The organism is Dankookia sp. P2, from assembly GCF_050632255.1.
Lineage (GTDB): Bacteria > Pseudomonadota > Alphaproteobacteria > Acetobacterales > Acetobacteraceae > Paracraurococcus.
Window position 1 is genome coordinate 562,489 of record NZ_CP192581.1, and the last position, 18,818, is coordinate 581,306.

Annotated in this window: 24 protein-coding genes and 3 pseudogenes; 17 read left to right on the top strand and 10 right to left on the bottom strand. The window is 72.0% G+C overall.

All coding sequences use genetic code 11. The features are described from left to right. Positions 1 to 161: 161 nt before the first annotated feature. The 3 genes and pseudogenes from ACQ86J_RS03250 to ACQ86J_RS03260 form a co-directional block, all read left to right on the top strand. A pseudogene (locus tag ACQ86J_RS03250) lies at positions 162 to 716 on the top strand (M20/M25/M40 family metallo-hydrolase); the annotation flags it as partial. 31 nt (positions 717 to 747) lie between these two features. Beyond that, on the top strand, positions 748 to 1,083 hold the full coding sequence (locus tag ACQ86J_RS03255; RefSeq protein ID WP_431272720.1) for a M20/M25/M40 family metallo-hydrolase: 336 nt from the start codon (positions 748 to 750) through the stop codon (positions 1,081 to 1,083). A 473-nt stretch (positions 1,084 to 1,556) separates the two neighbouring features. Continuing rightward, entirely contained in the window at positions 1,557 to 1,775 is a 219-nt protein-coding gene (locus ACQ86J_RS03260) for a hypothetical protein (RefSeq protein WP_431270007.1), read from the top strand. Between the two features lie 25 nt (positions 1,776 to 1,800). On the opposite strand, the gene ACQ86J_RS03265 is transcribed toward ACQ86J_RS03260, so the two are convergent. The 3 genes from ACQ86J_RS03265 to ACQ86J_RS03275 form a co-directional block, all read right to left on the bottom strand. Then, the gene (locus tag ACQ86J_RS03265) at positions 1,801 to 2,577 is read right to left on the bottom strand and encodes a Bug family tripartite tricarboxylate transporter substrate binding protein (RefSeq protein WP_431270008.1); all 777 of its coding nucleotides are present in this window, start codon (positions 2,575 to 2,577) and stop codon (positions 1,801 to 1,803) included. A 330-nt stretch (positions 2,578 to 2,907) separates the two neighbouring features. Beyond that, positions 2,908 to 3,459 (bottom strand): SDR family NAD(P)-dependent oxidoreductase, encoded by a 552-nt coding sequence (locus ACQ86J_RS03270; protein ID WP_431270009.1) that lies wholly within the window; start codon positions 3,457 to 3,459, stop codon positions 2,908 to 2,910. A gap of 37 nt (positions 3,460 to 3,496) precedes the next feature. Further along, positions 3,497 to 3,640 carry a hypothetical protein gene (locus tag ACQ86J_RS03275; RefSeq protein ID WP_431270010.1) on the bottom strand — a complete coding sequence of 48 codons (144 nt, stop codon included), beginning with the start codon at positions 3,638 to 3,640 and terminating at the stop codon, positions 3,497 to 3,499. Positions 3,641 to 3,844: 204 nt separating this feature from the next. Here ACQ86J_RS03275 and ACQ86J_RS03280 point away from each other — a divergent pair, with 204 nt between their 5' ends. The 4 genes from ACQ86J_RS03280 (at position 3,845) to ACQ86J_RS03295 (ending at position 6,715) form a co-directional block, all read left to right on the top strand. Next, entirely contained in the window at positions 3,845 to 4,042 is a 198-nt protein-coding gene (locus ACQ86J_RS03280; RefSeq protein ID WP_431270011.1) for a hypothetical protein, read from the top strand. 242 nt (positions 4,043 to 4,284) lie between these two features. Then, on the top strand, positions 4,285 to 5,007 hold the full coding sequence (phbB, locus tag ACQ86J_RS03285) for an acetoacetyl-CoA reductase (protein ID WP_431270012.1): 723 nt from the start codon (positions 4,285 to 4,287) through the stop codon (positions 5,005 to 5,007). Between the two features lie 59 nt (positions 5,008 to 5,066). Then, on the top strand, positions 5,067 to 6,110 hold the full coding sequence (locus ACQ86J_RS03290) for a carboxymuconolactone decarboxylase family protein (RefSeq protein ID WP_431270013.1): 1,044 nt from the start codon (positions 5,067 to 5,069) through the stop codon (positions 6,108 to 6,110). Beyond that, positions 6,107 to 6,715 (top strand): GDSL-type esterase/lipase family protein, encoded by a 609-nt coding sequence (locus ACQ86J_RS03295; protein ID WP_431270014.1) that lies wholly within the window; start codon positions 6,107 to 6,109, stop codon positions 6,713 to 6,715. Before ACQ86J_RS03290 ends, ACQ86J_RS03295 begins: the two co-directional genes overlap by 4 nt. A gap of 246 nt (positions 6,716 to 6,961) precedes the next feature. Here ACQ86J_RS03295 and ACQ86J_RS03300 read toward each other — a convergent pair whose 3' ends face one another. Further along, positions 6,962 to 7,270: a hypothetical protein gene (locus ACQ86J_RS03300; RefSeq protein ID WP_431270015.1), complete on the bottom strand. Its 309-nt coding sequence runs from the start codon at positions 7,268 to 7,270 to the stop codon at positions 6,962 to 6,964. A gap of 659 nt (positions 7,271 to 7,929) precedes the next feature. Beyond that, on the bottom strand, positions 7,930 to 8,295 hold the full coding sequence (locus tag ACQ86J_RS03305; protein WP_431270016.1) for a phage holin family protein: 366 nt from the start codon (positions 8,293 to 8,295) through the stop codon (positions 7,930 to 7,932). 69 nt (positions 8,296 to 8,364) lie between these two features. On the opposite strand from ACQ86J_RS03305, the gene ACQ86J_RS03310 reads away from it, so the two are divergent. The 3 genes from ACQ86J_RS03310 to ACQ86J_RS03320 all read left to right on the top strand — a co-directional run bounded on the left by ACQ86J_RS03310 (position 8,365) and on the right by ACQ86J_RS03320 (position 9,789). Further along, positions 8,365 to 8,613 (top strand): hypothetical protein, encoded by a 249-nt coding sequence (locus ACQ86J_RS03310; RefSeq protein WP_431270017.1) that lies wholly within the window; start codon positions 8,365 to 8,367, stop codon positions 8,611 to 8,613. A gap of 299 nt (positions 8,614 to 8,912) precedes the next feature. Further along, entirely contained in the window at positions 8,913 to 9,239 is a 327-nt protein-coding gene (locus ACQ86J_RS03315) for an EamA family transporter (protein ID WP_431270018.1), read from the top strand. A 280-nt stretch (positions 9,240 to 9,519) separates the two neighbouring features. Next, positions 9,520 to 9,789 (top strand): hypothetical protein, encoded by a 270-nt coding sequence (locus ACQ86J_RS03320; protein WP_431270019.1) that lies wholly within the window; start codon positions 9,520 to 9,522, stop codon positions 9,787 to 9,789. A gap of 10 nt (positions 9,790 to 9,799) precedes the next feature. Here the strand turns inward: ACQ86J_RS03320 and ACQ86J_RS03325 are convergent, their stop codons facing one another. From ACQ86J_RS03325 to ACQ86J_RS03335, 3 genes and pseudogenes are all read right to left on the bottom strand, one after another. After that, a complete protein-coding gene (locus ACQ86J_RS03325) occupies positions 9,800 to 10,249 on the bottom strand; it encodes a cupin domain-containing protein (protein ID WP_431272721.1) in 450 nt (149 codons plus the stop codon). After that, complete coding sequence (locus ACQ86J_RS03330) at positions 10,249 to 10,428, bottom strand: hydroxyacylglutathione hydrolase C-terminal domain-containing protein (protein ID WP_431270020.1); 180 nt, start codon at positions 10,426 to 10,428, stop codon at positions 10,249 to 10,251. Before ACQ86J_RS03330 ends, ACQ86J_RS03325 begins: the two co-directional genes overlap by 1 nt. A gap of 4 nt (positions 10,429 to 10,432) precedes the next feature. Then, positions 10,433 to 10,979: pseudogene (locus tag ACQ86J_RS03335) on the bottom strand (hydroxyacylglutathione hydrolase family protein). A gap of 58 nt (positions 10,980 to 11,037) precedes the next feature. On the opposite strand from ACQ86J_RS03335, the gene ACQ86J_RS03340 reads away from it, so the two are divergent. From ACQ86J_RS03340 to ACQ86J_RS03360, 5 genes and pseudogenes are all read left to right on the top strand, one after another. Continuing rightward, positions 11,038 to 11,919, top strand: coding sequence for a class I SAM-dependent methyltransferase (locus ACQ86J_RS03340; protein WP_431270021.1), 882 nt, complete (start codon positions 11,038 to 11,040; stop codon positions 11,917 to 11,919). Positions 11,920 to 11,995: 76 nt separating this feature from the next. Beyond that, a pseudogene (locus ACQ86J_RS03345) lies at positions 11,996 to 12,199 on the top strand (acyltransferase family protein); the annotation flags it as partial. A 148-nt stretch (positions 12,200 to 12,347) separates the two neighbouring features. After that, positions 12,348 to 13,058, top strand: a complete 711-nt coding sequence (locus ACQ86J_RS03350) for an acyltransferase family protein (protein WP_431270022.1) — start codon at positions 12,348 to 12,350, stop codon at positions 13,056 to 13,058. Between the two features lie 568 nt (positions 13,059 to 13,626). Further along, positions 13,627 to 14,025 carry an ABC transporter substrate-binding protein gene (locus tag ACQ86J_RS03355; protein ID WP_431270023.1) on the top strand — a complete coding sequence of 133 codons (399 nt, stop codon included), beginning with the start codon at positions 13,627 to 13,629 and terminating at the stop codon, positions 14,023 to 14,025. Between the two features lie 252 nt (positions 14,026 to 14,277). Beyond that, the gene (locus ACQ86J_RS03360; protein ID WP_431270024.1) at positions 14,278 to 15,255 is read left to right on the top strand and encodes an ABC transporter substrate-binding protein; all 978 of its coding nucleotides are present in this window, start codon (positions 14,278 to 14,280) and stop codon (positions 15,253 to 15,255) included. Positions 15,256 to 15,282: 27 nt separating this feature from the next. Here ACQ86J_RS03360 and ACQ86J_RS03365 read toward each other — a convergent pair whose 3' ends face one another. Then, positions 15,283 to 15,594 carry an EthD family reductase gene (locus tag ACQ86J_RS03365; RefSeq protein WP_431270025.1) on the bottom strand — a complete coding sequence of 104 codons (312 nt, stop codon included), beginning with the start codon at positions 15,592 to 15,594 and terminating at the stop codon, positions 15,283 to 15,285. A 246-nt stretch (positions 15,595 to 15,840) separates the two neighbouring features. Between ACQ86J_RS03365 and ACQ86J_RS03370 the strand changes: the two genes are divergently transcribed. Then, positions 15,841 to 16,974 (top strand): SMP-30/gluconolactonase/LRE family protein, encoded by a 1,134-nt coding sequence (locus ACQ86J_RS03370; protein ID WP_431270026.1) that lies wholly within the window; start codon positions 15,841 to 15,843, stop codon positions 16,972 to 16,974. Here ACQ86J_RS03370 and ACQ86J_RS03375 read toward each other — a convergent pair. After that, entirely contained in the window at positions 16,870 to 17,352 is a 483-nt protein-coding gene (locus tag ACQ86J_RS03375; RefSeq protein ID WP_431270027.1) for a hypothetical protein, read from the bottom strand. The genes ACQ86J_RS03370 and ACQ86J_RS03375 overlap by 105 nt on opposite strands. Between ACQ86J_RS03375 and ACQ86J_RS03380 the strand changes: the two genes are divergently transcribed. Then, a complete protein-coding gene (locus tag ACQ86J_RS03380; RefSeq protein WP_431270028.1) occupies positions 17,306 to 18,337 on the top strand; it encodes a hypothetical protein in 1,032 nt (343 codons plus the stop codon). The two genes, ACQ86J_RS03375 and ACQ86J_RS03380, sit on opposite strands and share 47 nt — an antisense overlap. Positions 18,338 to 18,818 lie beyond the last annotated feature (481 nt).

Below are 18,818 nucleotides of genomic sequence, written 5' to 3' on the forward strand. Positions count from 1 at the left end.
GCCGCTCCGCCGTCTCCAACCTCGCGGTCGCAGGGCATATCGAGCATGAATTGCGCGGCTTCGAGGTGGAGCGGCTGGATTACCGCGACGCCAACGGGGTGGAGAAGCGGGCGCTGGTGGCGCATCGCGGGCCGAAGGGCGGCTATGCGCTGTCCGGCCACATGGACACCGTGCCGGAGACCGGCTGGCAGCAGGATCCCTGGTCGCCGCGGATCGACCACGCCGGCATCCTGCACGGTCTCGGCAGCGTCGACATGAAGGGCGCGGTCGCCGCATGCATCCTGGCGGCGAAGTCGGTCCCGGCGCATGTCCCGGCGACCCTGCTGATCACCACGGACGAGGAGACCACCAAGGCCGGCGCCCGGGCCGTCGCGGCCAGCGCCCTGGCCCGCTCGCTCGGCCTCAATGGCATCGTCGTGGCGGAGCCAACGGGGCTGGTTCCGGTGCGCGGCCACCGCTCCTCGGCGAACATCCTGGCCACGGCCAGCGGGGTGCAGGCGCATTCCTCGACCGGCCAGGGGACGAATGCAAACTGGGCGCTGATCCCCTTCCTGGCGGAGATGCGGGCGATCCAGCTGCGGCTGCGGCAGGACCCGGCGCTGCAGGACCCCGCCTACGACCCACCCTTCTGCGACTTCAACCTGATCGTGGACAACCACGGCACGGCGGTGAACGTGACCGTCGCCCGCGCCACCGCCCGCATCAAGTTCCGCGCCAGCCGCGGCCTCGACACTGCGCCAATCCTGAATGCGGTGCGCGCCGCGGCGTCCCGCGCCGGCATCGCCCTTGACATCACCCAGGAAGGCCGGCCGCCCGAGCGTGCCGGTGGACCATCCGCTGATCCGCCTCGCCGCCGACCTCACGGGACAGTCGCCGCGCACCGCGCCATACGGCACGGATGCGTCGGAGCTACAGGACCTCGCCCCCTGCGTCATCCTCGGCCCCGGGACGATCGAGACGGCGCACACCCCGCACGAATGCGTGGCCATGGCGGATCTCGCCGCCGCCGTGCCGCTTTTCGCCCGAGATCCTGACCGCAGGATCCATCTGACGGCGAGGCCGCCGCAAGCTCCCGGCCTGTAACGGTGCTGCGGGACGGGCCTCGCGGCCCCATATGTCCAGCAGCATCGCGCCCGGTATCCGGCCGGGCAGGAAGACAGGACCATGACATCCGCACGCGCCGCCCTTGCACTTCTCGCCCCGCTCGCCATCGCTGCCTGCTCGGTCGCACCGCCGACCGGGCCGAGCGTCCTTGCCCTCCCCGCCAAGGGCAAGGACATGCAGACCTTCCAGGCGGAAGATTATAACTGCCGCAACTACGCCCAGGCGCAGATCGGCGGCAACACGCCCGCCAATGCGGCGACCCAATCGGCGGTCGGCAGCGCGGCGCTCGGCACCGCGCTCGGCGCCGGGGCCGGTGCGCTGCTGGGCGCAGCCGGCGGGGCGGCCGGCGCAGGGGCGGCGATCGGCGCCGGCGCACGGGCCTGCTGGCGGGCTCGGCGATCGGCGCGGGCAATGCCCAGGCTTCCAGCGGCAGCCTGCAGCAGCGCTACGACATGGCCTATACCCAGTGTATCGCCAGCACCGGCAACAGCGTGCAGGCGGCGCCGGGGCCGGCGGTGGTCGGCTATCCCGCGCCGGCCTATGCCTACCCGGCCCCGTATGCCTACCCCTACCCTTATGCCTATCCCTATCCGTATTACGGGCCGAGCGTCTCGCTCGGCTTCTATCGCGGCTGGGGCGGCCATGGTTACGGCTACGGGCGGCGCTGGTAGGCGACGCGGCTATTCTAGCTTGAGGTCAAGCTTCCTTCACCTTCCGCCCCCAATAGGCGCTTTCCTGCACCACCGCCGCGGCGAAAGCCGCGCGCGGGCGGTTGGGCGCCGGCTCCAGCCCGTCATGCGCCAGGCGCTCGAGGTAGCGCGGTGTCGCGGCCGCCTTGCGCGCCGCTACCTCCAGCGCATCCATCTGCGCCGCCGGCACGCCGGCCGGGGCGAACACGCCGTGCCAGCCGGTGATGACGGCGCCGGGCAGCCCGGCCTCGGTCAGCGTCGGCACCTCCGGCAGGGCCGGGATGCGCGCCTCCCCGGTCACCGCGATGGCGCGCAGCTTGCCCTCCCGCACCAGCGCGAGCGCCGGCGGCGGCGAGGAGAAATTCATCGTCACCCGCCCGGCCACCACGTCCAGCAGCGCAGGCGCCGTGCCGCGATAGGGCACGTGCTCCATCTGCACCCCCGCGGCCTCCGAGAACAGCACGCCGGCCAAGTGGTTGGCATTGCCGACGCCGCCCGAGGAATAGGTCAGCTCGCCCTTGGGGCGCGACTTCACATAGGCGATCAGCTCGGCCAGGGTCTTCGCCGGCACATCCGGGTGCACCACCAGCAGGTATTGGTAGGTGGAGACCTGCGCCACCGGCTGCAGCGCGGTGGCCAAGTCGAGCCTGTCGCCCTTCTGCAGGTGCGGGTTGACCACGATGTTGGTCGAGACGGCAAACAGCAGTGTCGTCGCATCCGGCCGCGAGCGCGCCACGCCGGTGGCGCCGACATGGCCGGCGGCGCCGCCGCGGTTGTCCACCACCACGGTCTGCCCCAGCGCCTCGGCAAAGCCGATGCCGAATCCCGGCCGATGATGTCGGTCCCGCCGCCCGCGGCATAGGGCACCACCAGGGTGATCGGGCGGGCCGGCTGGGCCAGGGCGCGGCGCGATGCCTGGCCGGCCAGCGCCACGGTGCCGAGGCCCGCCAGGGCAGTGCGGCGGGAAAGCCAGGGTTGAGGCATGCCGTCGGGTCCTTTGGGCCAGCGCTGGCTGCCGTTACCGGCAGTCCCCGCCGCAGGGCAAGGCTGGTTCGCCACCCGGTACGGGCCGGCCGGCTGCGACGGCATGCCGAGGCCCCCAAGCCGCCGCCGGCTACAGAGTCGCCCCGCCATCCACCGCCAGCTCGGCGCCCGTCATGTAGCTGCTTTCCTCCGACAGCAGGAACAGCACCGCCCGCGCCACTTCTTCGGCCTGGCCGATCCGACCCATCGGAATCCGCGCAAGCCGCTCGACTCGCTGCGCGTTGCTCCAGACCTGCACCATCTCGGTCTCGATCGGCCCAGGATGGACGCTGTTCACCCGGATGCCGCGCGGCGCGAGGTCGAGCGCCGCCGCCTTCGTCATCCCGCGCAGCGCCCATTTGGTAGCGCTATAGGCGATCGCGCCGGGGGAGCCGCGCAGCCCCGCGGTCGAGGAAATGTTGACGATCGAGCCGCCGCCCGAGCGCTCCATCGCCGGCACCACGGCCTGCATGCCGAGGAAGCAGCCGAGCTGGTTGACCCGCATGTGCCGCTCGAACAGCGCCGCGTCGGTCTCCATCAGCCGCTTCGGCACGTAGACGCCGGCATTGTTGACCATGCCGTGAAGCCCGCCCATCGCCTCGGCCGCCGCCACGGCAGCGGCCCAGTCGGCCTCCTGCGTCACGTCCTGGCGGATGAAGCGGGCGGCCGGGCCGAGCTCCTCAGCCAGCGCCCTTGCCCTGCTGGTCGAGCAGGTCGCCCAGAACGACGTGGGCGCCCTCCGCCACCAGCAGGCGTGCCTCGGCGGCGCCCTGGCCGCGCGCGCCGCCCGAGATGAGCACCACCTTGCCACTGAATCTTGCCATCCTTCCCTCCCGGCATGTCGCCGCACCGAGTCCTAGGTCAGGTCCGGCGCTGCCGCGAAGGAGAAGCCCGATGCGATCCATCATCGTCCTGGCCGCCCTGCTGCCCGGCATCGCCGCCGCACAAGGCACGGCGCAGGGCCGGCGCGGCAAGAAAGGCTGGAGCAGGGCCGCCGCGTAGCGGAGACCTGGTGCGCCAACTGCCACGTGATCGGGCCCGGGGCGCGCGGCCCGGCCGGCGATGCTGCGCCACCCTTCGCCGCAGTGGCGGCGATGCCCTCGACCACCGAAATGTCGTTGCGGGCCTTCCTGCAGACGCCGCATGCGCGGATGCCGGACTACCGCCTGACCACGGCGGAGCTCGACGGCGTGGTCGGATGGATCCTCGCCCAGAAGTCGCGTTGAGGCGCAACCGGCCGGGCTGCAGCGCGGGGCGCACGGCGAGGACCCCGGCGGGGGACGGCCGTGGACAATCCGCACCCGCGCCGCCGGCCTCTCCTTGATCCGCCGCAATGACACGGTGGGGCATTCACGCTTGATCCAAACCGGCTAACAGGCTGACCTAGCGATCCGGCGCCGCGCGATGCATCGCCCGGCACGGCGTCGGCCCGGAGTCCTGGGCGCAAATCACAGAGGGAGACAGGGACATGGCACGAGTTGCATTGGTCACGGGCGGGCAGCGCGGCATCGGTGCCGCGATCAGCGAGGCGCTGAAGGCGGCCGGCCGCAAGGTCGTGGCGGATTACGCGGGCAACGACGCCGCGGCGCAGGCCTTCACCGAGCGCACCGGAATTCCCTGCTACAAATTCAACGTCGGCGACTTCGACGCCAGTGTCGCCGCGATCGCCAAGATCGAGGAGGAGCAGGGCCCGATCGAGATCCTGGTCAACAATGCCGGCATCACCCGCGACGCGATGATGCGGAAGCTCACCCGACAGATGTGGGACGACGTGATCGATACCAATCTCGGCTCCTGCTACAACACCTGCAAGGCGGTGTGGGACGGCATGAGCGGGCGGAAATTCGGCCGCATCGTCAATATCGGCTCGATCAACGGCCAGGCCGGCCAGCTCGGCCAAGTGAACTACGCCGCCGCCAAGTCGGGCATCCACGGCTTCACCAAGGCGCTCGCCCTGGAAGGCGCCCGCAACCAGATCACCGTGAACGCCATCGCCCCCGGCTATGTGGACACGGAGATGGTGCGCGCGGTGCCGGCCGACGTGCTGGAGAAGATCATCGCCAAGATCCCCCGCGGCCGGCTTGGCACCGCCGATGACATCGCCCGCGGCGTGGTCTTCCTGACCAGCGACGAGGCCGACTTCATCACCGGCTCGACGCTGTCGATCAACGGCGGCCAGCACATGTACTGAACCGCGCGACCCGCTCCGCGGCGCCGCCGCGGGACGGCAGCGACGAGGAGTGAGACGCGATGGGCTATGCCGTGCTCGCCTATGACGGCGAGGATGCCGAGGCTCCGGCGCGGCGCCAGGCGGCTCGCGACCGGCACCTCGAGGTTCTGACGCAATGGGCCGGCGATGGAAGGCTCGCCTTCGGGACGCCGTTGCTGGCCGATGACGGCCGCGCCCTCGGCTCCTTCATGGTGCTCGCGGTGGCGGACGAGGCCGGGCTGCGCGACTATCTGGCGGCCGAGCCTTTCAACAATGCCGGCGTCTGGACCCGGGTGACCCACTTCCCCTTCCGCATCGCCCCGCTGCCCTACCGGCCACTGCCGCAACCCGGCACGCCTTTGGCGCCCCGCCGCACCCATACCGTCGTGGTTGCTCGCGACGGCACCGATGCCGGCGCGCCGGCGCGGCGCCAGGCGGTGCGGGCAGCGCATCTGGCGCGGGTCGCACCCATGGCTGCCGAGGGAACGCCTCGCGCTCGGCGGCGCCATCCTCGACGCGCCGGACGGTGCCATGATCGGCTCCGCCGTGGTCATCGCGTACGACACCGACGAAAGCGCGCGGGCCTGGCTGGCCGAGGACCCCTACACGACCGGCGGGGTCTGGCAGGAGGTCGCACTCTACGGCACCCGCTTCGCGCCGCTGCCCTGGCGGCCGCTGCCGGGCGCGCCCGCTTGATGCCGCGCCTCATCGAATACGCCGAGGCCGGACCCGAGGTCCGCGCCGTCTTCGACGCCATCAAGGCCGCACGCGGCGTGCCGGACGTGAATAATTTCTGGAAGGCCCTGGCGGTCGATCCCGCCACGCTGAAGCGGACCTGGGAGAGCCTGACCCAGGTCATGGCGCCCGGCGCGCTCGACGCGAGGACGAAGGAGATGCTCTACCTCGCGGTCTCGATGGCCGCGGGCTGCGCCTATTGCACCGCGAGCCACGGCGCCGCCGCCCGCCGCGCCGGCATGGACGAGGGGATGTTCGGCGAGCTGCTGGGCGTCGTCGGCATGGCGGCCGAGACCAACCGGCTGGCCGAGGCGCTGCGCGTCCCAATCGACCCCGCCTTCGAGACATGATCCGCGACCTGCGCGTCTGCTTCGTCGGCGACAGCTTCGTCGCCGGCACCGGGGATGAGGCGGCGCTCGGCTGGGTCGGCCGGGTTGCCGCCGCCGCATGGCACCGCGGCGAGGGTTTCGCCGCCTACAATCTCGGCATCCGGCGCGACACCAGCGCCGACCTGCGGCGGCGCGCAGAGCCCGAGATCCTCGCCCGGCTGCTCGGCGCCGGCACGGCGCAGGCGGTGGTCTTCAGCTTCGGCGCGAATGACTGCACGTTGGAGGACGACATGCCCCGCGTGCCGCCCGAAGTGACGGAGGAGAATGCCGCCGCCCTGCTCGGTTGGGCCGCGACGCGCTGGCCGGTGCTGATGGTCGGCCCGCCGCCGCTCGCGCATGATGCGGCGCATGACAAGCGGGTCGCGGCGCTTTCGGGACGGCTTGCGGCGCTTTGCGACGCGATGGACCTGCCCTATCTCGCGCTGCACGCGCCGCTCTCTGCCGGGCAGGCCTGGCGGCATGCCGCGGCGCGGGGCGACGGGGTGCATCCAGATGCCGCCGGCTATGCCGCGATCGCCGCGCTGGTTGATGGCTGGGCGCCCTGGCGGGCGCTGGTGCAGGGTTAGCGGGGCAAGGCCGACCGTGGCCTCCCCCAGAAGGCCCTCAGCGGCGGTGGTCGCCGCCCGGGAACTTGCCTGGGCGGGCCCGAGCAGTTCGTCACAGGCCCGCCGGCGCACGCCGGAGCACTCGCAGCAGGCGCGCTCCAGGCCGGGCCGGTCGGTGACCTCGATGCAATTTCGCTCGTAGAGGATGAGCCCCGTCTTCGAGACCCGGCCGGTTGCGGCGATGCCCCCGGCACGGCGCACCCCGCGCTACGTCGAAAGGACCTCATGGGTCATCAGGAAGCTGTCCCCGTCCGCCCGGTCATGCGCCATCAGCAGCCAGCGGCCGAGGCGCTGATCGATGCGGTGCCGCCCGTTGCAGGCCGCTATGCGCGCCACCTGCCCGTGCTGGAACAGGGCATGGCGCCGCAGCAGCGCGCGCAGGCCGGGGTTGCGCTCCAGCTTCTCGCGCAAGGCGCGGCCGTCCGCCCGCAGGGCGGTGCCGGGCGCCTGCACCATCGCCTTGATGTCGTCATGATCGGCGCCGGGGCACGATCGGTAGCCCGACCATCCCCTCATGGCCGACAAGTGGACCTCGGCCTTGCGATCCTCCAAGGAGGCCAGCAACGGGACATGGCCGGCTCCGGGGACGAGGACGGCCTCGGTGGACCAGCCCGGCGCGTGTGAAATCTTGCGAAATCGGAGCTCGAAGCCTCGAGATGCGGACAGAGACGGACGCGTTCGTCGGGCGGCAGGGCGACGCGCAAGCGGCAGGGTGGAGCGGGCGCGATCGAGACGGCGAGCGCCAAAGAGGGCTCCTGCAACGGGGGTGTCAGCGGGAGCACCCGCATCTAGAAGCCGTCCGCGCCGGAGAAATACGGCAGGCGGTGCGCCTCATGGAGGCGCAGCCGCCAACCTCAGCCTGTACGGAGCCCGGGTGAACGGGGACACCGGGAGCAGTTGAGTTTTCACGCAGATCGCAGGAATGCGTAGGCACAGCGGTGTTCCGAGGCGCGAACCGGCGGCATCGGGCCGGTCGCCGGGTGGTGATCGCGGGACAGGTCCCGTTGGGCCGGGGTCGTCCTGGCCGTGTCAGGCCGGCCGACCGCCTGATCGCGAGCGAGGCCTGTCCACCCGCGGCGAAAGCGGGCCGAAGCGCCGGACCGCCCGTATGGGACACCGGCAGCCCACTATCGTTCTTTCAGGGAGGGTGGATCGCTGCCTCCCCGCGCCCTCCCCTACCGCCCGGCTCCCGGCAGCTCCGCCGGCGGGGCGAAGAGCCGCGTCGCCGCCCAGCTCATCACCGAGACCACGATCGCCCCCCAGACGGCCGGCCAGAACCCCTCCACTGCGAAACCCGGCACCAGCCAGCTGGTGAGGCCGAGCATCGCGGCATTCACCACCAGCAGGAACAGGCCCAGCGTCACCAGCGTCAGCGGTAGGGACAGCAGCACCAGCACCGGCCGGATGAAGGCGTTGACCAAGCCGAAGACCAGGGCGGTAAGCAACAGCCAGAAGACGCCGCGCACCTCGATGCCCGGCACGAGTTGCGTCGCCGCCCAGAGCGCGAAGGCGGTGATGAAGGTGCGCGCCCAGAAACCCATCCTGCCGTCTCCGCGGATCTTCCGGCCCAGCATAGGCTCTCCGGCCATCCCGACCCGAATGGAAGCCGCGTGACCTCAGGACCTCTCAGGGCGACCCTCGCGGGCTGCGCCGCGCTCCTGCTCTGGGCTTTCCTGGCGCTGCTGGCGCGGCTGGCTCAGCCGGTGCCGCCCCTACTGCTGACCGGCCTCGCCTTTGCCGTCGGCGGCACGCTCGGCCTGCTGGTGGTCGCGGCGCGCGGCCGGCTGGGTGCGCTGCGGCAGCCCCCACTGGTCTGGTTGCACGGGGTCGGCGGGCTGGCCGGCTACCACGCGCTGTGATTTCGCCGCCCTCGCTCTGGCGCCGCCAGTCGAGGCCAATTTGCTGAACTACACCTGGCCGCTGCTGATCGTGCTGCTGGCGGCGCCGTTGCGCGGCCTCCGGCTCGGGCCGCGGCGGTTGGCTGGGGTCGGGCTTGGTGCGCTCGGCGCGGTGCTGCTGCTGGCGGGCGGGACTGCGGAGGGCTTCGGCGGCGGCGCGCCTCTGGGCTATGCCCTGGCGCTCGCCGCCGGCCTGACCTGGGCGCTCTATTCAGTGCTGGCGGGCATGCCGCGCCTGGCCCGCACCCCCGACCGAGGCGGTGGCCGGATTCTGCCTGGCCGCTGCCGCGGTCACCCTGGCGGCCCACCTGGCCGTCGAGCCACCGGGCTGGCCCGGGGCGGCGCAATGGCCGGCGATCCTGCTGCTGGGCACCGGCCCTGTCGGTGCGGCCTTCTTCCTCTGGGATTTCGGGATGAAGCGGGGGGACCCGCGGCTGCTCGGCACCCTGGCCTATGCGACGCCGGTCGGCTCCACCCTCCTGCTGGTCGCCTTCGGGGAAGGCCAGCTTGGCGGGGCGGTGCTGGCGGCGGCGGCGCTGGTGGCAGGCGGCGGCGCACTGGCGGCGACGGCACGGTCCGACACCTGACGCGACGGCCGAAACGAGCACGTCTTTTCAACTGAAACGAGATTAACTATAACGACGATCGATTGCTCGGTGGGTTTGTCCATGTCCAAGCATCGCCACGCCTGACGCGCCAGGATGGTGCCGCCTCCTCCGGGCGCGAGCAGCCGCGTCGACATCATGGTGCTCCCGGAACTCCGGCTGGCGCTGATGCGGCTGGTCGGCGATGTGGACCTGACGCTCTTCCTCGATCTCGATCCGCGCCATCCATGCCAGGGACCCGGAAGCCGCCAGCTACCATCTGGTGAACGACCTGCGCGGCTATACCGGCAATCTCGGGGTCGCGGGCATCAAGGCCGGCATCGCCCAGCGGCATGCCGCCTGGCCGCACCCGACCCCGGCGCGGGAGGTGATGCTCACCCGCGACCCGGGGATGGTCTTCATCGCCCGCTACCTCGACGTGCTGGCGCCGCATGTCGAGCACGGCGTCAGCGCCGATCCCGCCGAGGCGATCGGCCGCGCCTCGGGCGGCACGGTGCCGCCGGAGGCGCTGGCCTTCCTCGAAGGCGGCTGAGCGGGGCCGGCTATCCCGGCGCCCAGCCGGGCGGCGCCATGGCGAAGCCGGCGAAGTCGAAGGCCGGGCTGACCGTGCAGCCGGCCAGTACCCATGCGCCGAGCGGCGCCGCCGCCTGCCAACAGCCGGCCGGCACCACGGCGAAGGGCCGCTGCCCGGCGCCGAGGTCGGGGCCGAGCTGCAACACCTCCTCCCCCGTCCCATCCGTCGAAAGCGACAGCGCCAGCGGCCCGCCGGCATACCAATGCCAGGCCTCGGCGGCGTCCACATTATGCCAGTGGCTCCGCTCGCCGGCCGCCAGCAGGTAGTAGATCGCCGTGCCGGCGCCGCGCCCGCCGCCAGCCGGTCGATCGCGCCAGACCTCCCGGTAGTGGCCGCCCTCGGGATGCGGGGCGAGGCCGAGCGCGGCAATCACCCTCGCCGCGTCGATCGACGGATCGCGCAGGTCGGGCGAGGGGATCACCTGAAGCTGTCCTTGGCGCTCCGGATCGCCGCCAGCCGGGCGACGTCGCCGGCGCGCAGGAAAGGATTGGCGGCCAGTTCCTCCGCCATGGTGGTTGGCACGGTGAAGCGTCCGGCGGCGACCTGCGCCTTCGCCTGCTCGGCCCGGGCCTGCAGCGCCGCATTGCCGGGCTCCACCCCGTCAGCGCGAAGCGGGCGTTGCTGAGGGTGTATTCATGGCCGCAGCAGACCAGCGTCTCCCCCGGCAGCGCCGCCAGCTTGGCGAGGCTGGCGAACATCTGCGCCGCGGTCCCTCCAGCAGCCGGCCGCAGCCGAGCGAGAAGAGCGTGTCGCCGCAGAGCACGGCGGTGCCGTCCGGAACATGGAACGCGATGTGGCCGACGGTATGGCCGGGGGTCTCGATCACCGCGGCGCGGCTCTCGCCGAGCGCCACCGTGTCGCCCTCGCGCACAGCCTGGTCCAGCCGCGGCAGCCGGTGGGCATCCGCCGCGGCGCCGACGATCTTGCCCCCGAACCGTGCCTGCAAGCTCGGCGACCCCGGCGATATGGTCGCCATGGTGGTGCGTCAGCAGGATCAGGTCGAGCCGGCCGCCGAGCTTCTCCACGGCCGCGACCGCCGGCCCCGCCTCGCCCGGGTCGCAGACCGCGACCGCGCCGGTCGCCCGGTCCTGCAGCAGCCAGAGATAGTTGTCGGAAAGACACGGCACGGCGGTGACCGAGAGCGGCATTGCTGGCTCCTCCTGCGGCCCCGCTGAATGCAGGCCCTCGGCGCTCTATATCCCTGGCATGAGCCAAGAGGTCCACGGCCTGGGGAATTTCTACGCCACCCCGGCGGGGCTGGTGGCGGCGCGCCTGCTGCGCGAGCGGCTACGGGCGCTCTGGCCGAGCCTGCCGGGCCAGGCGGTGCTCGGCCTCGGCTATGCCAGCCCTTTCCTGCGGGTCTGGCGGGCGGAGGCGGGGCGCTGCGTCGCCACGGTCCCACCGCACCTGCCGCGCTGGCGCTGGCCGCGCAAGGCGGCCTCGGCCACCACAGTCGCGGAGGAGGACTGCCTGCCCTTCCCCGACCTGATGTTCGACCGGATCCTGCTGGTACACGGGCTGGAGACCGCGGAGAATGCCCGCCGCCTGCTGCGCGAGGCATGGCGCGTGCTGAAGGATGATGGCCGGATGATCGTGGTGGTGCCGAACCGCCTCGGTCTCTGGGCGCATACGGAAGGCACCCCCTTCGGCCATGGCCAGCCTTATTCCGCCGGGCAGATCGAACGCCTGCTGCGGCGGCAGATGTTCCAGGTGGAGCGGCGCGAGGCCGCGCTCTATGTGCCGCCCTTCCGCAACCGGCTGCTGCTGCGCGGCGCTGGCGCCTGGGAAAGGCTGGGCGGCCGGCTCTGCCCGCGCTTCGCCGGCGTGGTGCTGCTGGAGGCGGTGAAGGATTTCGGCGCCCTGGTCCCGGCCGGCGCTGTGCCGGCCCAGGCGCGCCGGGTGGTGGTGGCCGAGGGGTCTGAGCCGCCCGCGGGTCCCGGGGGCACCGGCTCGTGGGCATGCTGGAACACCGCGGCGCCGCGCCCGCCGGCGTGCTCGTTGCAATGTCATGCGCCAGCGCCGCCCGCGGCCAGTATGGTCGCAGCTGCCGGTCGAAGGGCGGGGGCTCAGGGTGGGCAAGCAGGTTGAGACGCAGACAGCGCAGCCCAGCCGGCTCGCCCGCTGGTTCGAGCTCGGCGCGGCCGAGTCCGAGCGGCTGCTGCCGATGGAGGGCCTGCGCGGCCTCGCCGTGCTGCTGGTCTTCTTCGTCCATTACGGCTCGCAGCTTGGCTATGCTACCGGCCTTCCGCTGCCGGCGCCGGGCCGGGCGATGCAACTGCTGGGGCATGCCGGGGTGGACCTTTTCTTCGTCCTCAGCGGCTACCTGATCTACCGCATGGTGCTGAGCCGGCCGCGGCCCTACCTGCCATTCCTGGGGCGGCGGGTGCAGCGCCTCTATCCGGCCTTCCTGGCGGTGTTGGCGCTGCAGCTTCGGCATCGCGCTGGCCTCGGCCTCGGGCGGCGGGCTGCCGCCGGGCGGCTGGGAGCGTGCTTGGCTGCTGCTGGCCAACCTGCTGATGCTGCCCGGGCTCTTCACCATCCAGCCGATCGTCATTGTCGCCTGGTCGCTGAGCTACGAGATGGCCTTCTACCTGGTCCTGCCGCCGCTTGTCGCGGCTCTGCGGCTGCGTCGCTGGCCAGCCGGGTTGCGGGTCGCGGCGATGCTCGGTGCGGTCGGGCTGATGCTGGCGACGGACTGGGCGCATGGCCGGATGGCCATGTTCGCCGCCGGGATGCTGCTGGTGGAGACGATGCCGGCCCTCGTCGCGCTGGCCCGGCGCGGGCCCTGGCTGGACCTCGCGGCCGGCGCCGCGGTCCTGCTGTGCGGCACGCTGCTGCTGGCCGGGCCGGGCGGGCAGGTCTCCTTTCTCGGCCTCTTCCTCGCCGGCTTCCTGCTGCCGGCCGCAGCTTTCGCCGGGACGGGGCCGGTGGCGCGCGGCTTGGCTTGGCGGCCGCTGCGATGGCTCGGCAACATGAGCTACTCCTACTACCTCTCGCATGGGCTGGCGCTGGAGGTGACGTTCCGCGCGCTCCGCCTGGCCGGGGCCGGGGCCGGGGTCACCGGCCTTGGCGAAGCCGCTTGGTGGGTGCTGCTCGTGCCAGCCTTCCTGGCGACGCTGGCGGGGTCCGTGGTGCTGTTCCTGGCGGTGGAACGGCCGCTGTCGATCCTGCCGGCCGGTGCGGCGCGGCGGTCGATGCCGGTGTCCGGCATGGCCGCGGCGGAGTGAGGTCGGCGCTGGTCAGCCCGGCTTGGCCAAGGCTGCGGCGCGCGGCGCGGCCACCCGGTCCTGCGACGGGCGCAGCCGGATCTCGAACCGCACCCCCTGCGCCACATTCGCAGCCGTATCTCCATCCTGCATCGCCGGGACGGCCTGCCAGCATTTCGCCAGGCCGAGGCCGCCGCCCGGCGCTGAGCGAGTTGCCTTCCGTGCCGCGAGGCAGGAGCAGGGCCGGCGCGGGCGGGCGATCGGTAAGCGCCGCCAGGGTCTCGCCCGGCCTGGAGCAGCGATCGCGCGCCACGCCACGGGCAGCAACATCCAGGCCTGTGGCAGGCGGTGGGCAGGCAGGCGCATCGCGGTCGCGCTCCGGCGAGGGGGACAACCGCCATGACCGCTCCGGCCTTGGCCATGGCTCGAACGCACGAGATCGCGGGACGACGACGACACGCCCCAGTTGAGGGCCAAGGGTTTCATCTCGCCCACGGTTACGATCCTGGCCACCGGGCGCGGCGGCGCGCATGCGAAGGCGGCACGCGGTTTGCGTGGCCGGCCTGGAACACCAGCCCGGGAAACCCGCATGAACCTCTCGCGTCGCGCCATGCTTGGCGCCACCGGCCTCGCCACCCTGCCGGGCATGCCCGCGCCTTGGGCAACCAGCCCGGCCGCTGCGCAGACGGAACGGGTGCTGCGCTACGGCATCTCCATGGCCGACATCCCGCAGACCACCGGCCAGCCGGATCGAGGCGCCGGCGCCTACCAGTTCACCGGCCATACGCTGTACGATCCGCTGGTCGCCTGGGAGATGGATGTCGCCGACCGGCCCGGGAAGCTGATCCCGGGGCTGGCGACCGCCTGGGAGGCCGACCCGTCCGACCGCAGGAAATGGGTCTTCCGCCTGCGCCCCGGGGTGAAGTTCCACGACGGCTCCGACTTCGACGCCGAAGCAGTGATCTGGGAATTTCGAAAAGGTCCTTAATCCGCAGGGCACCGCATTTCGACAACCGCCAGGCCGCCCAGGTGCGGCCGCGACTGCCCTCCGTCGCGGCCTGGCGGAAGCTCGACGCGATGACGGTGGAGGTCACCACCAAGGCGGTCGACAGCATCTTCCCGTACCAGATGCTGTGGTTCCTGATCTCCTCCCCGGCGCAGTACGAGAAGCTCGGCCGGTCCTGGGAACGCTTCGCCGAAGCGCTCCTCCGGCACAGGTCCGTTCCGCGCCGGGAAGCTGGTGCCGCGGGCGAGCCTCGAGTTGCTGAGGAATGCCGCCTACTGGGACCCGAAGCGCGTGCCGAAGGCCGACCGGATCGTGCTGGTGGTGGCGCCGGACACGGTCACCCGCACCAATGCGCTGCTGACCGGCCAGGTGGACTTCATCGAGACCCCGGCGCCCGACCTGGTGCCGCGGCTGAAGCAGTCCGGCATGCGGATCGTCGAGAATGTCACCCCGCATGTCTGGGAATACCATCTCAGCCTGCTCGAGGGCCTCGCCCTGGCGCGACATCCGGCTGCGCCGCGCGGCCAACCTGGCGATCAACCGCGAAGACGTGGTCGGGCTGATGAACGGCCTGGCCAAGCCGGCCAGCGGCGTGGTCGATCCCTCCTCCCCCTGGTTCGGCAAGCCGCAGTTCCAGGTGAAGTACGACCCGGACGCGGCGCGCAAGCTGCTCGCGGAAGCCGGGTTCTCCAAGGCCAGCCCGCTACGGACCAGGTTCCTGGTGGCCACGGCGGCAGCGGCCAGATGCTGTCGATGCCGATGAACGAGTACATCCAGTCAGCCTGGCGCGAGGTGGGAATCGAGGTCGAGTTCCAGGCGGTGGAGCTTGAGGTGCTCTACACCTGCTGGCGCCAGGGCGCGGCCGGGGAGATCGCCAAGGCTGGCGGCATCACCGCCAACAACGTTGCCTATGTGACCTCGGACCCGCTCTATGCGCTGATCCGCTTCTTCCACTCGAAGCAGGTCGCGCCGACCGGGGTGAATTGGAGCCACTACAGCGACCCCGAGACCGACCGCCTGATCGACACCGCGCTCAGTACCTTCGACCCGGCCGAGGTCGACCAACTCATGGCCCGCGTGCATGAGCGGGTGGTGGACCAGGCGCTGCTGGTCTTCGTGGTGCACGACACCAACCCGCATGTCATGGGCAAGGCGGTGCGCGGCTATACCCAGGCGCAGCACTGGTTCCAGGACCTGACGACCCTCGGCTGAGAGTCGCCGGGCCGGCGCCGGCGGGGGTCAGCCTACCGGTTCGTTGACCTGCAACACCGGCTTGCCGTCGGTGAAGTTCGGGATGTCGCCGAAGATCTCGGCGCCATGCGCCTCGACCGCCCGGCCCAGCGCCTCGGTGCTGTCCCAGGCCAGCAGCGCGGTGATCCGCACCGGCGCAGGGCCGCCATCCGGCGTGCCGAGGCCGCGCAGCACCTGCACGGATTGCAGCCCCATGCCCGACCAGCGCTGCTTCGCCAGCGGGATATGCTGCTGGAGGTAATAGGCCTCGTCGAACTTGGTGGCGGGGTCGTTCGGGTAGGACACGCTGACGACGATCATGGCCGGCTCTTCCCTGTTAGATTATTCGACAGGCTAACTAGTTTCTTGGGCCGGCGAGAAGCCTCGCCGGCCCGGCGGGCCCGCGCGATTGCGTGCACGGCCGGGCCGACGATTAGCTTGTCTTATCCGTACCGGGCCGTGCCACCCTGTCGTCAGGGCCGCGTCCCAGGGCCGGCCCGCCTGGGGAGGACGACAGAATGACCGAAGGCCCAGACGCCGCGACCCGCGGCGCCACGAATTCGCGCCGTGCCTTGCTCGGCGGCTTCGCCGGCGCGCTCGCCGCCGGCGCCGCCATCCCGGCGAGCGCGCAGCAGCGCGACTCATGGCCGCGGCGGCGCACCGACCCGCTACCCCGATGCCGACATCGTCACACTCGACAAGAAGCGCTTCACCGCGCCGCTCGGCAACAGCACCATCCGCCGCCTCTATACCGGCCTCGGCTGGGCGGAGGGCCCGGCCTGGCATGCCACCGGCCGCTTCTGGATTTGGTCGGACATCCCGAACGACGAATGCCTCCGGATGAACGAGGAGGACCATTCGGTCCATCGCCGCTTCCGCAGCCCCTCGGGATTCTCCAACGGCAATACCTTCGACCGTGAGGGCCGTCAGATCGCCTGCCGCCATTTCCACCGCGACGTGGTGCGCTACGAGCCGGACGGGAGGCTCACGGTACTGGCGGCGCGCGGCCCCGACGGCGCCCTTAACGCGCCGAACGACGCCGTGGTGCACCCGGCCGACGGCGCCATCTGGTTCACCGATCCCGGCTACGGCGCGCTGATGAACTACGAGGGCAACCGGGTGCCGGAGGCCGCGAACAGCCCGCGTCCCTTCATCAAGGAGGCAGTCTACCGGATCGACGCGCAGTCCGGCCAGGTTACCAAGGTAACCGACCAGCCCTTTCAAGCCGAACGGGCTCTGCTTCTCGCCCGACTACAAGAAGCTCTATGTCGCCGACAGCGGCACGAGCCACTACCCCGAGGCCAAGGACGTCATCTGGGCCTTCGACGTGGACGGCCAGAAGCTCGGCACCGGCAAGCCGCAGTTCAACATGGAGATGGACGGGAAGTCGGGCTTCGGCGACGGCGTGCGCTGCGACGAGTTGGGCAACCTCGTGGGTCGGCGCCGGCTGGGTCGGCGCGGGCTATGACGGGGTGCACTGTCTTCGCCCCCGATGGCCAGCGGATCGGCCTGATCAAGCTGCCGGAGATCTGCGCCAACCTCTGCTTCGGCGGGACCCGGCGCAACCAGGCTGCTGATGGCCGCGAGCCAGAGCATCTACTTGCTGCCGGTGGAGACCCGCGGCGCGCATTTCTGCTGACCGGGTGCGCCGGCCGCGCTGCTCCAGTGCAGCGTCGGCTCCGGCCCGCCGACCGGAGGTGACCAGGCCGCCGCCGCTTCCGGCGGCGGCACACGCCGCAGCGCGGCCAGGCGTTCCAACGCCTCGGCCTCCGCCGCGCGCAGCCCGATCCGGGCGGCCAGGATCGCCGCGGCCCGCAGCTGGGCCGCGGCCTCGGCCGGCTCGCCGGCCAGGACTAGCACGCGGGCGAGCGCCAGCTGCGCCTGCACCTGGGTCGGCCGGAAGCCCAGCGCGTCGGCGTCCTCGATGGTGCGCCGCGCCAGCGCGCAGGCGCCGGCGACGTCGCGCTGCGGGCCTTCCGCCATGGCCCGGGCCAGGGCCGGGTTGCAAAGCAGCCGCTTGCCGCGATGGCCGTTGCGGTCGGCCCGCTCGCAGCCCGCGGTCAGCAGCTCGCGACGCATCGGCGAAGCGGCCGGCGCGGACATAGGCGCGGCCGAGGACATAGGCCATGTAAGGCACGTGGTAGTCGAGGCCATCGGCGCGAGCGCCGCGCAATGCGCGTTCCAGCAGCGCGATCGAGGCGGTGACCCGGCCGTCCTGCAGCAGCAGGTCGCCTTCGTACATGTTGACCAGCAGCCGGTCGAAGGCCTGGCCGTGCCGGCCGGCGATGCCGCGCGCCTCCTCGATCGCCTGGAACCCGGCGGCGACCGCGCCGGTCTCTCCGCGGAACTGCGCGAGGAAGCAGCAATGCACCACCGCCGGCAGCACGAAGGTGGCGGCGCTGCGGCGCTGCCCCGCCTCGCTCGGCGCCTGGCCGAGCGTCTGCTCGAGCACCCGCAGCTCCTCGGCCAGGTCGCCGGCATACCACATCGCCTGGGCCAGCCCGAAGGCGGCGCTGACGATCCCGACGGGATCCGCCGCCGCCAGCATGATGTCGAGCGCTTGGCGGCTGAGCTCCTTGGCGCGGGCCAGGTCGCCGCCATGCGCAAGGGCGGTCGAGCGGTTGATGTAGACCCGGGCGAGCGTCAGCGCGTCGCCGGCCTGCCCGGCAAGCACATCGGCTTCGTGCAGGTAGTCCTGCACCCGCGCGAGGTCGTTCGCGGCGCCGAGCACGAAGCGCAGCCGCAGCCGCACATCGATGCCGAGGCCCACGCGCTCGGCCGTCACCGGCTGCTTCTGCAGGGCGGTAAGGACGGCTTCCAGATGGACCCGGGCCTCGGTCCAGGCCGAACGCCGGGTGGCGCGCTCGCCGGCCTCCAGCGAGTAGCGCACCGCCTCCGGCCAGGCCTCGGCGGCGATGGCGTGGCGCGCCAGATCCTCGATGCTCGCCTCGTCGGGCGTGGTCTCCAGGACATGCAGGATGCGCGCGTGCAGCCCGCGACGCTCGCTGCGCAAGGCAAGCTGTCATGCGCCATCACCTGGATCAGCACATGCGAGAAGCGGTAGCGCGCCCCGGCGGGCAGGCCGATCCTCGCCAGGGAAGCCGCCGATGCCGAGCACCTCGATTCCCCGGGCCAGCACCGCGGCCGGAAGCTCCAGGATGCTGGCCAGCAGCGCCGGCGAGAATTCGCCAGGCCGACCACCGCGGCGACCTGCAGGATGCGCCGGTGCGCCGGCAGCAGGCGGTCGATACGCGCGGCGACGATGGCCTGCACCGAGCCGGGAATCTCGAGGTCCGACGGCGGCGGCGCGCCTCCGGCCAGGACCCCGGTCTCATGCAGCGCGCGGGCAAGTTCCTCGAGAAAAAGGGCGTCCCGCCGGCGCGCGCGACGATCCGGGCGCGCAGCGGCGCCAGCGCCGGCCCGGGGCCGATCAGCTCGCAGCAGTCATCGTCTCGGCCTGCTGGTCGCTCAGCGTCCAGAGCTCGATCTCGGCGCGCGGCGCGGCCGGGTCGGAGGACCAGCCGGGGCGCCGTTCCGGCCGCGTG

Coding starts and splice junctions, on each gene's coding strand:
- ACQ86J_RS03290 (WP_431270013.1), top strand. CDS start 5,067: ATGGGCTATGCCGTGCTCGCCTATGACGGCGAGGATGCCGAGGCTCCG.
- ACQ86J_RS03365 (WP_431270025.1), bottom strand. CDS start 15,594: ATGATCGTCGTCAGCGTGTCCTACCCGAACGACCCCGCCACCAAGTTC.
- ACQ86J_RS03355 (WP_431270023.1), top strand. CDS start 13,627: ATGAACCTCTCGCGTCGCGCCATGCTTGGCGCCACCGGCCTCGCCACC.
- ACQ86J_RS03275 (WP_431270010.1), bottom strand. CDS start 3,640: ATGGCAAGATTCAGTGGCAAGGTGGTGCTCATCTCGGGCGGCGCGCGC.
- ACQ86J_RS03260 (WP_431270007.1), top strand. CDS start 1,557: ATGGCCTATACCCAGTGTATCGCCAGCACCGGCAACAGCGTGCAGGCG.
- ACQ86J_RS03255 (WP_431272720.1), top strand. CDS start 748: ATGCGGTGCGCGCCGCGGCGTCCCGCGCCGGCATCGCCCTTGACATCA.
- phbB (WP_431270012.1), top strand. CDS start 4,285: ATGGCACGAGTTGCATTGGTCACGGGCGGGCAGCGCGGCATCGGTGCC.
- ACQ86J_RS03375 (WP_431270027.1), bottom strand. CDS start 17,352: ATGCGTCGCGAGCTGCTGACCGCGGGCTGCGAGCGGGCCGACCGCAAC.
- ACQ86J_RS03340 (WP_431270021.1), top strand. CDS start 11,038: ATGAGCCAAGAGGTCCACGGCCTGGGGAATTTCTACGCCACCCCGGCG.
- ACQ86J_RS03350 (WP_431270022.1), top strand. CDS start 12,348: ATGCTGCCCGGGCTCTTCACCATCCAGCCGATCGTCATTGTCGCCTGG.
- ACQ86J_RS03300 (WP_431270015.1), bottom strand. CDS start 7,270: ATGAGGGGATGGTCGGGCTACCGATCGTGCCCCGGCGCCGATCATGAC.
- ACQ86J_RS03305 (WP_431270016.1), bottom strand. CDS start 8,295: ATGGGTTTCTGGGCGCGCACCTTCATCACCGCCTTCGCGCTCTGGGCG.
- ACQ86J_RS03295 (WP_431270014.1), top strand. CDS start 6,107: ATGATCCGCGACCTGCGCGTCTGCTTCGTCGGCGACAGCTTCGTCGCC.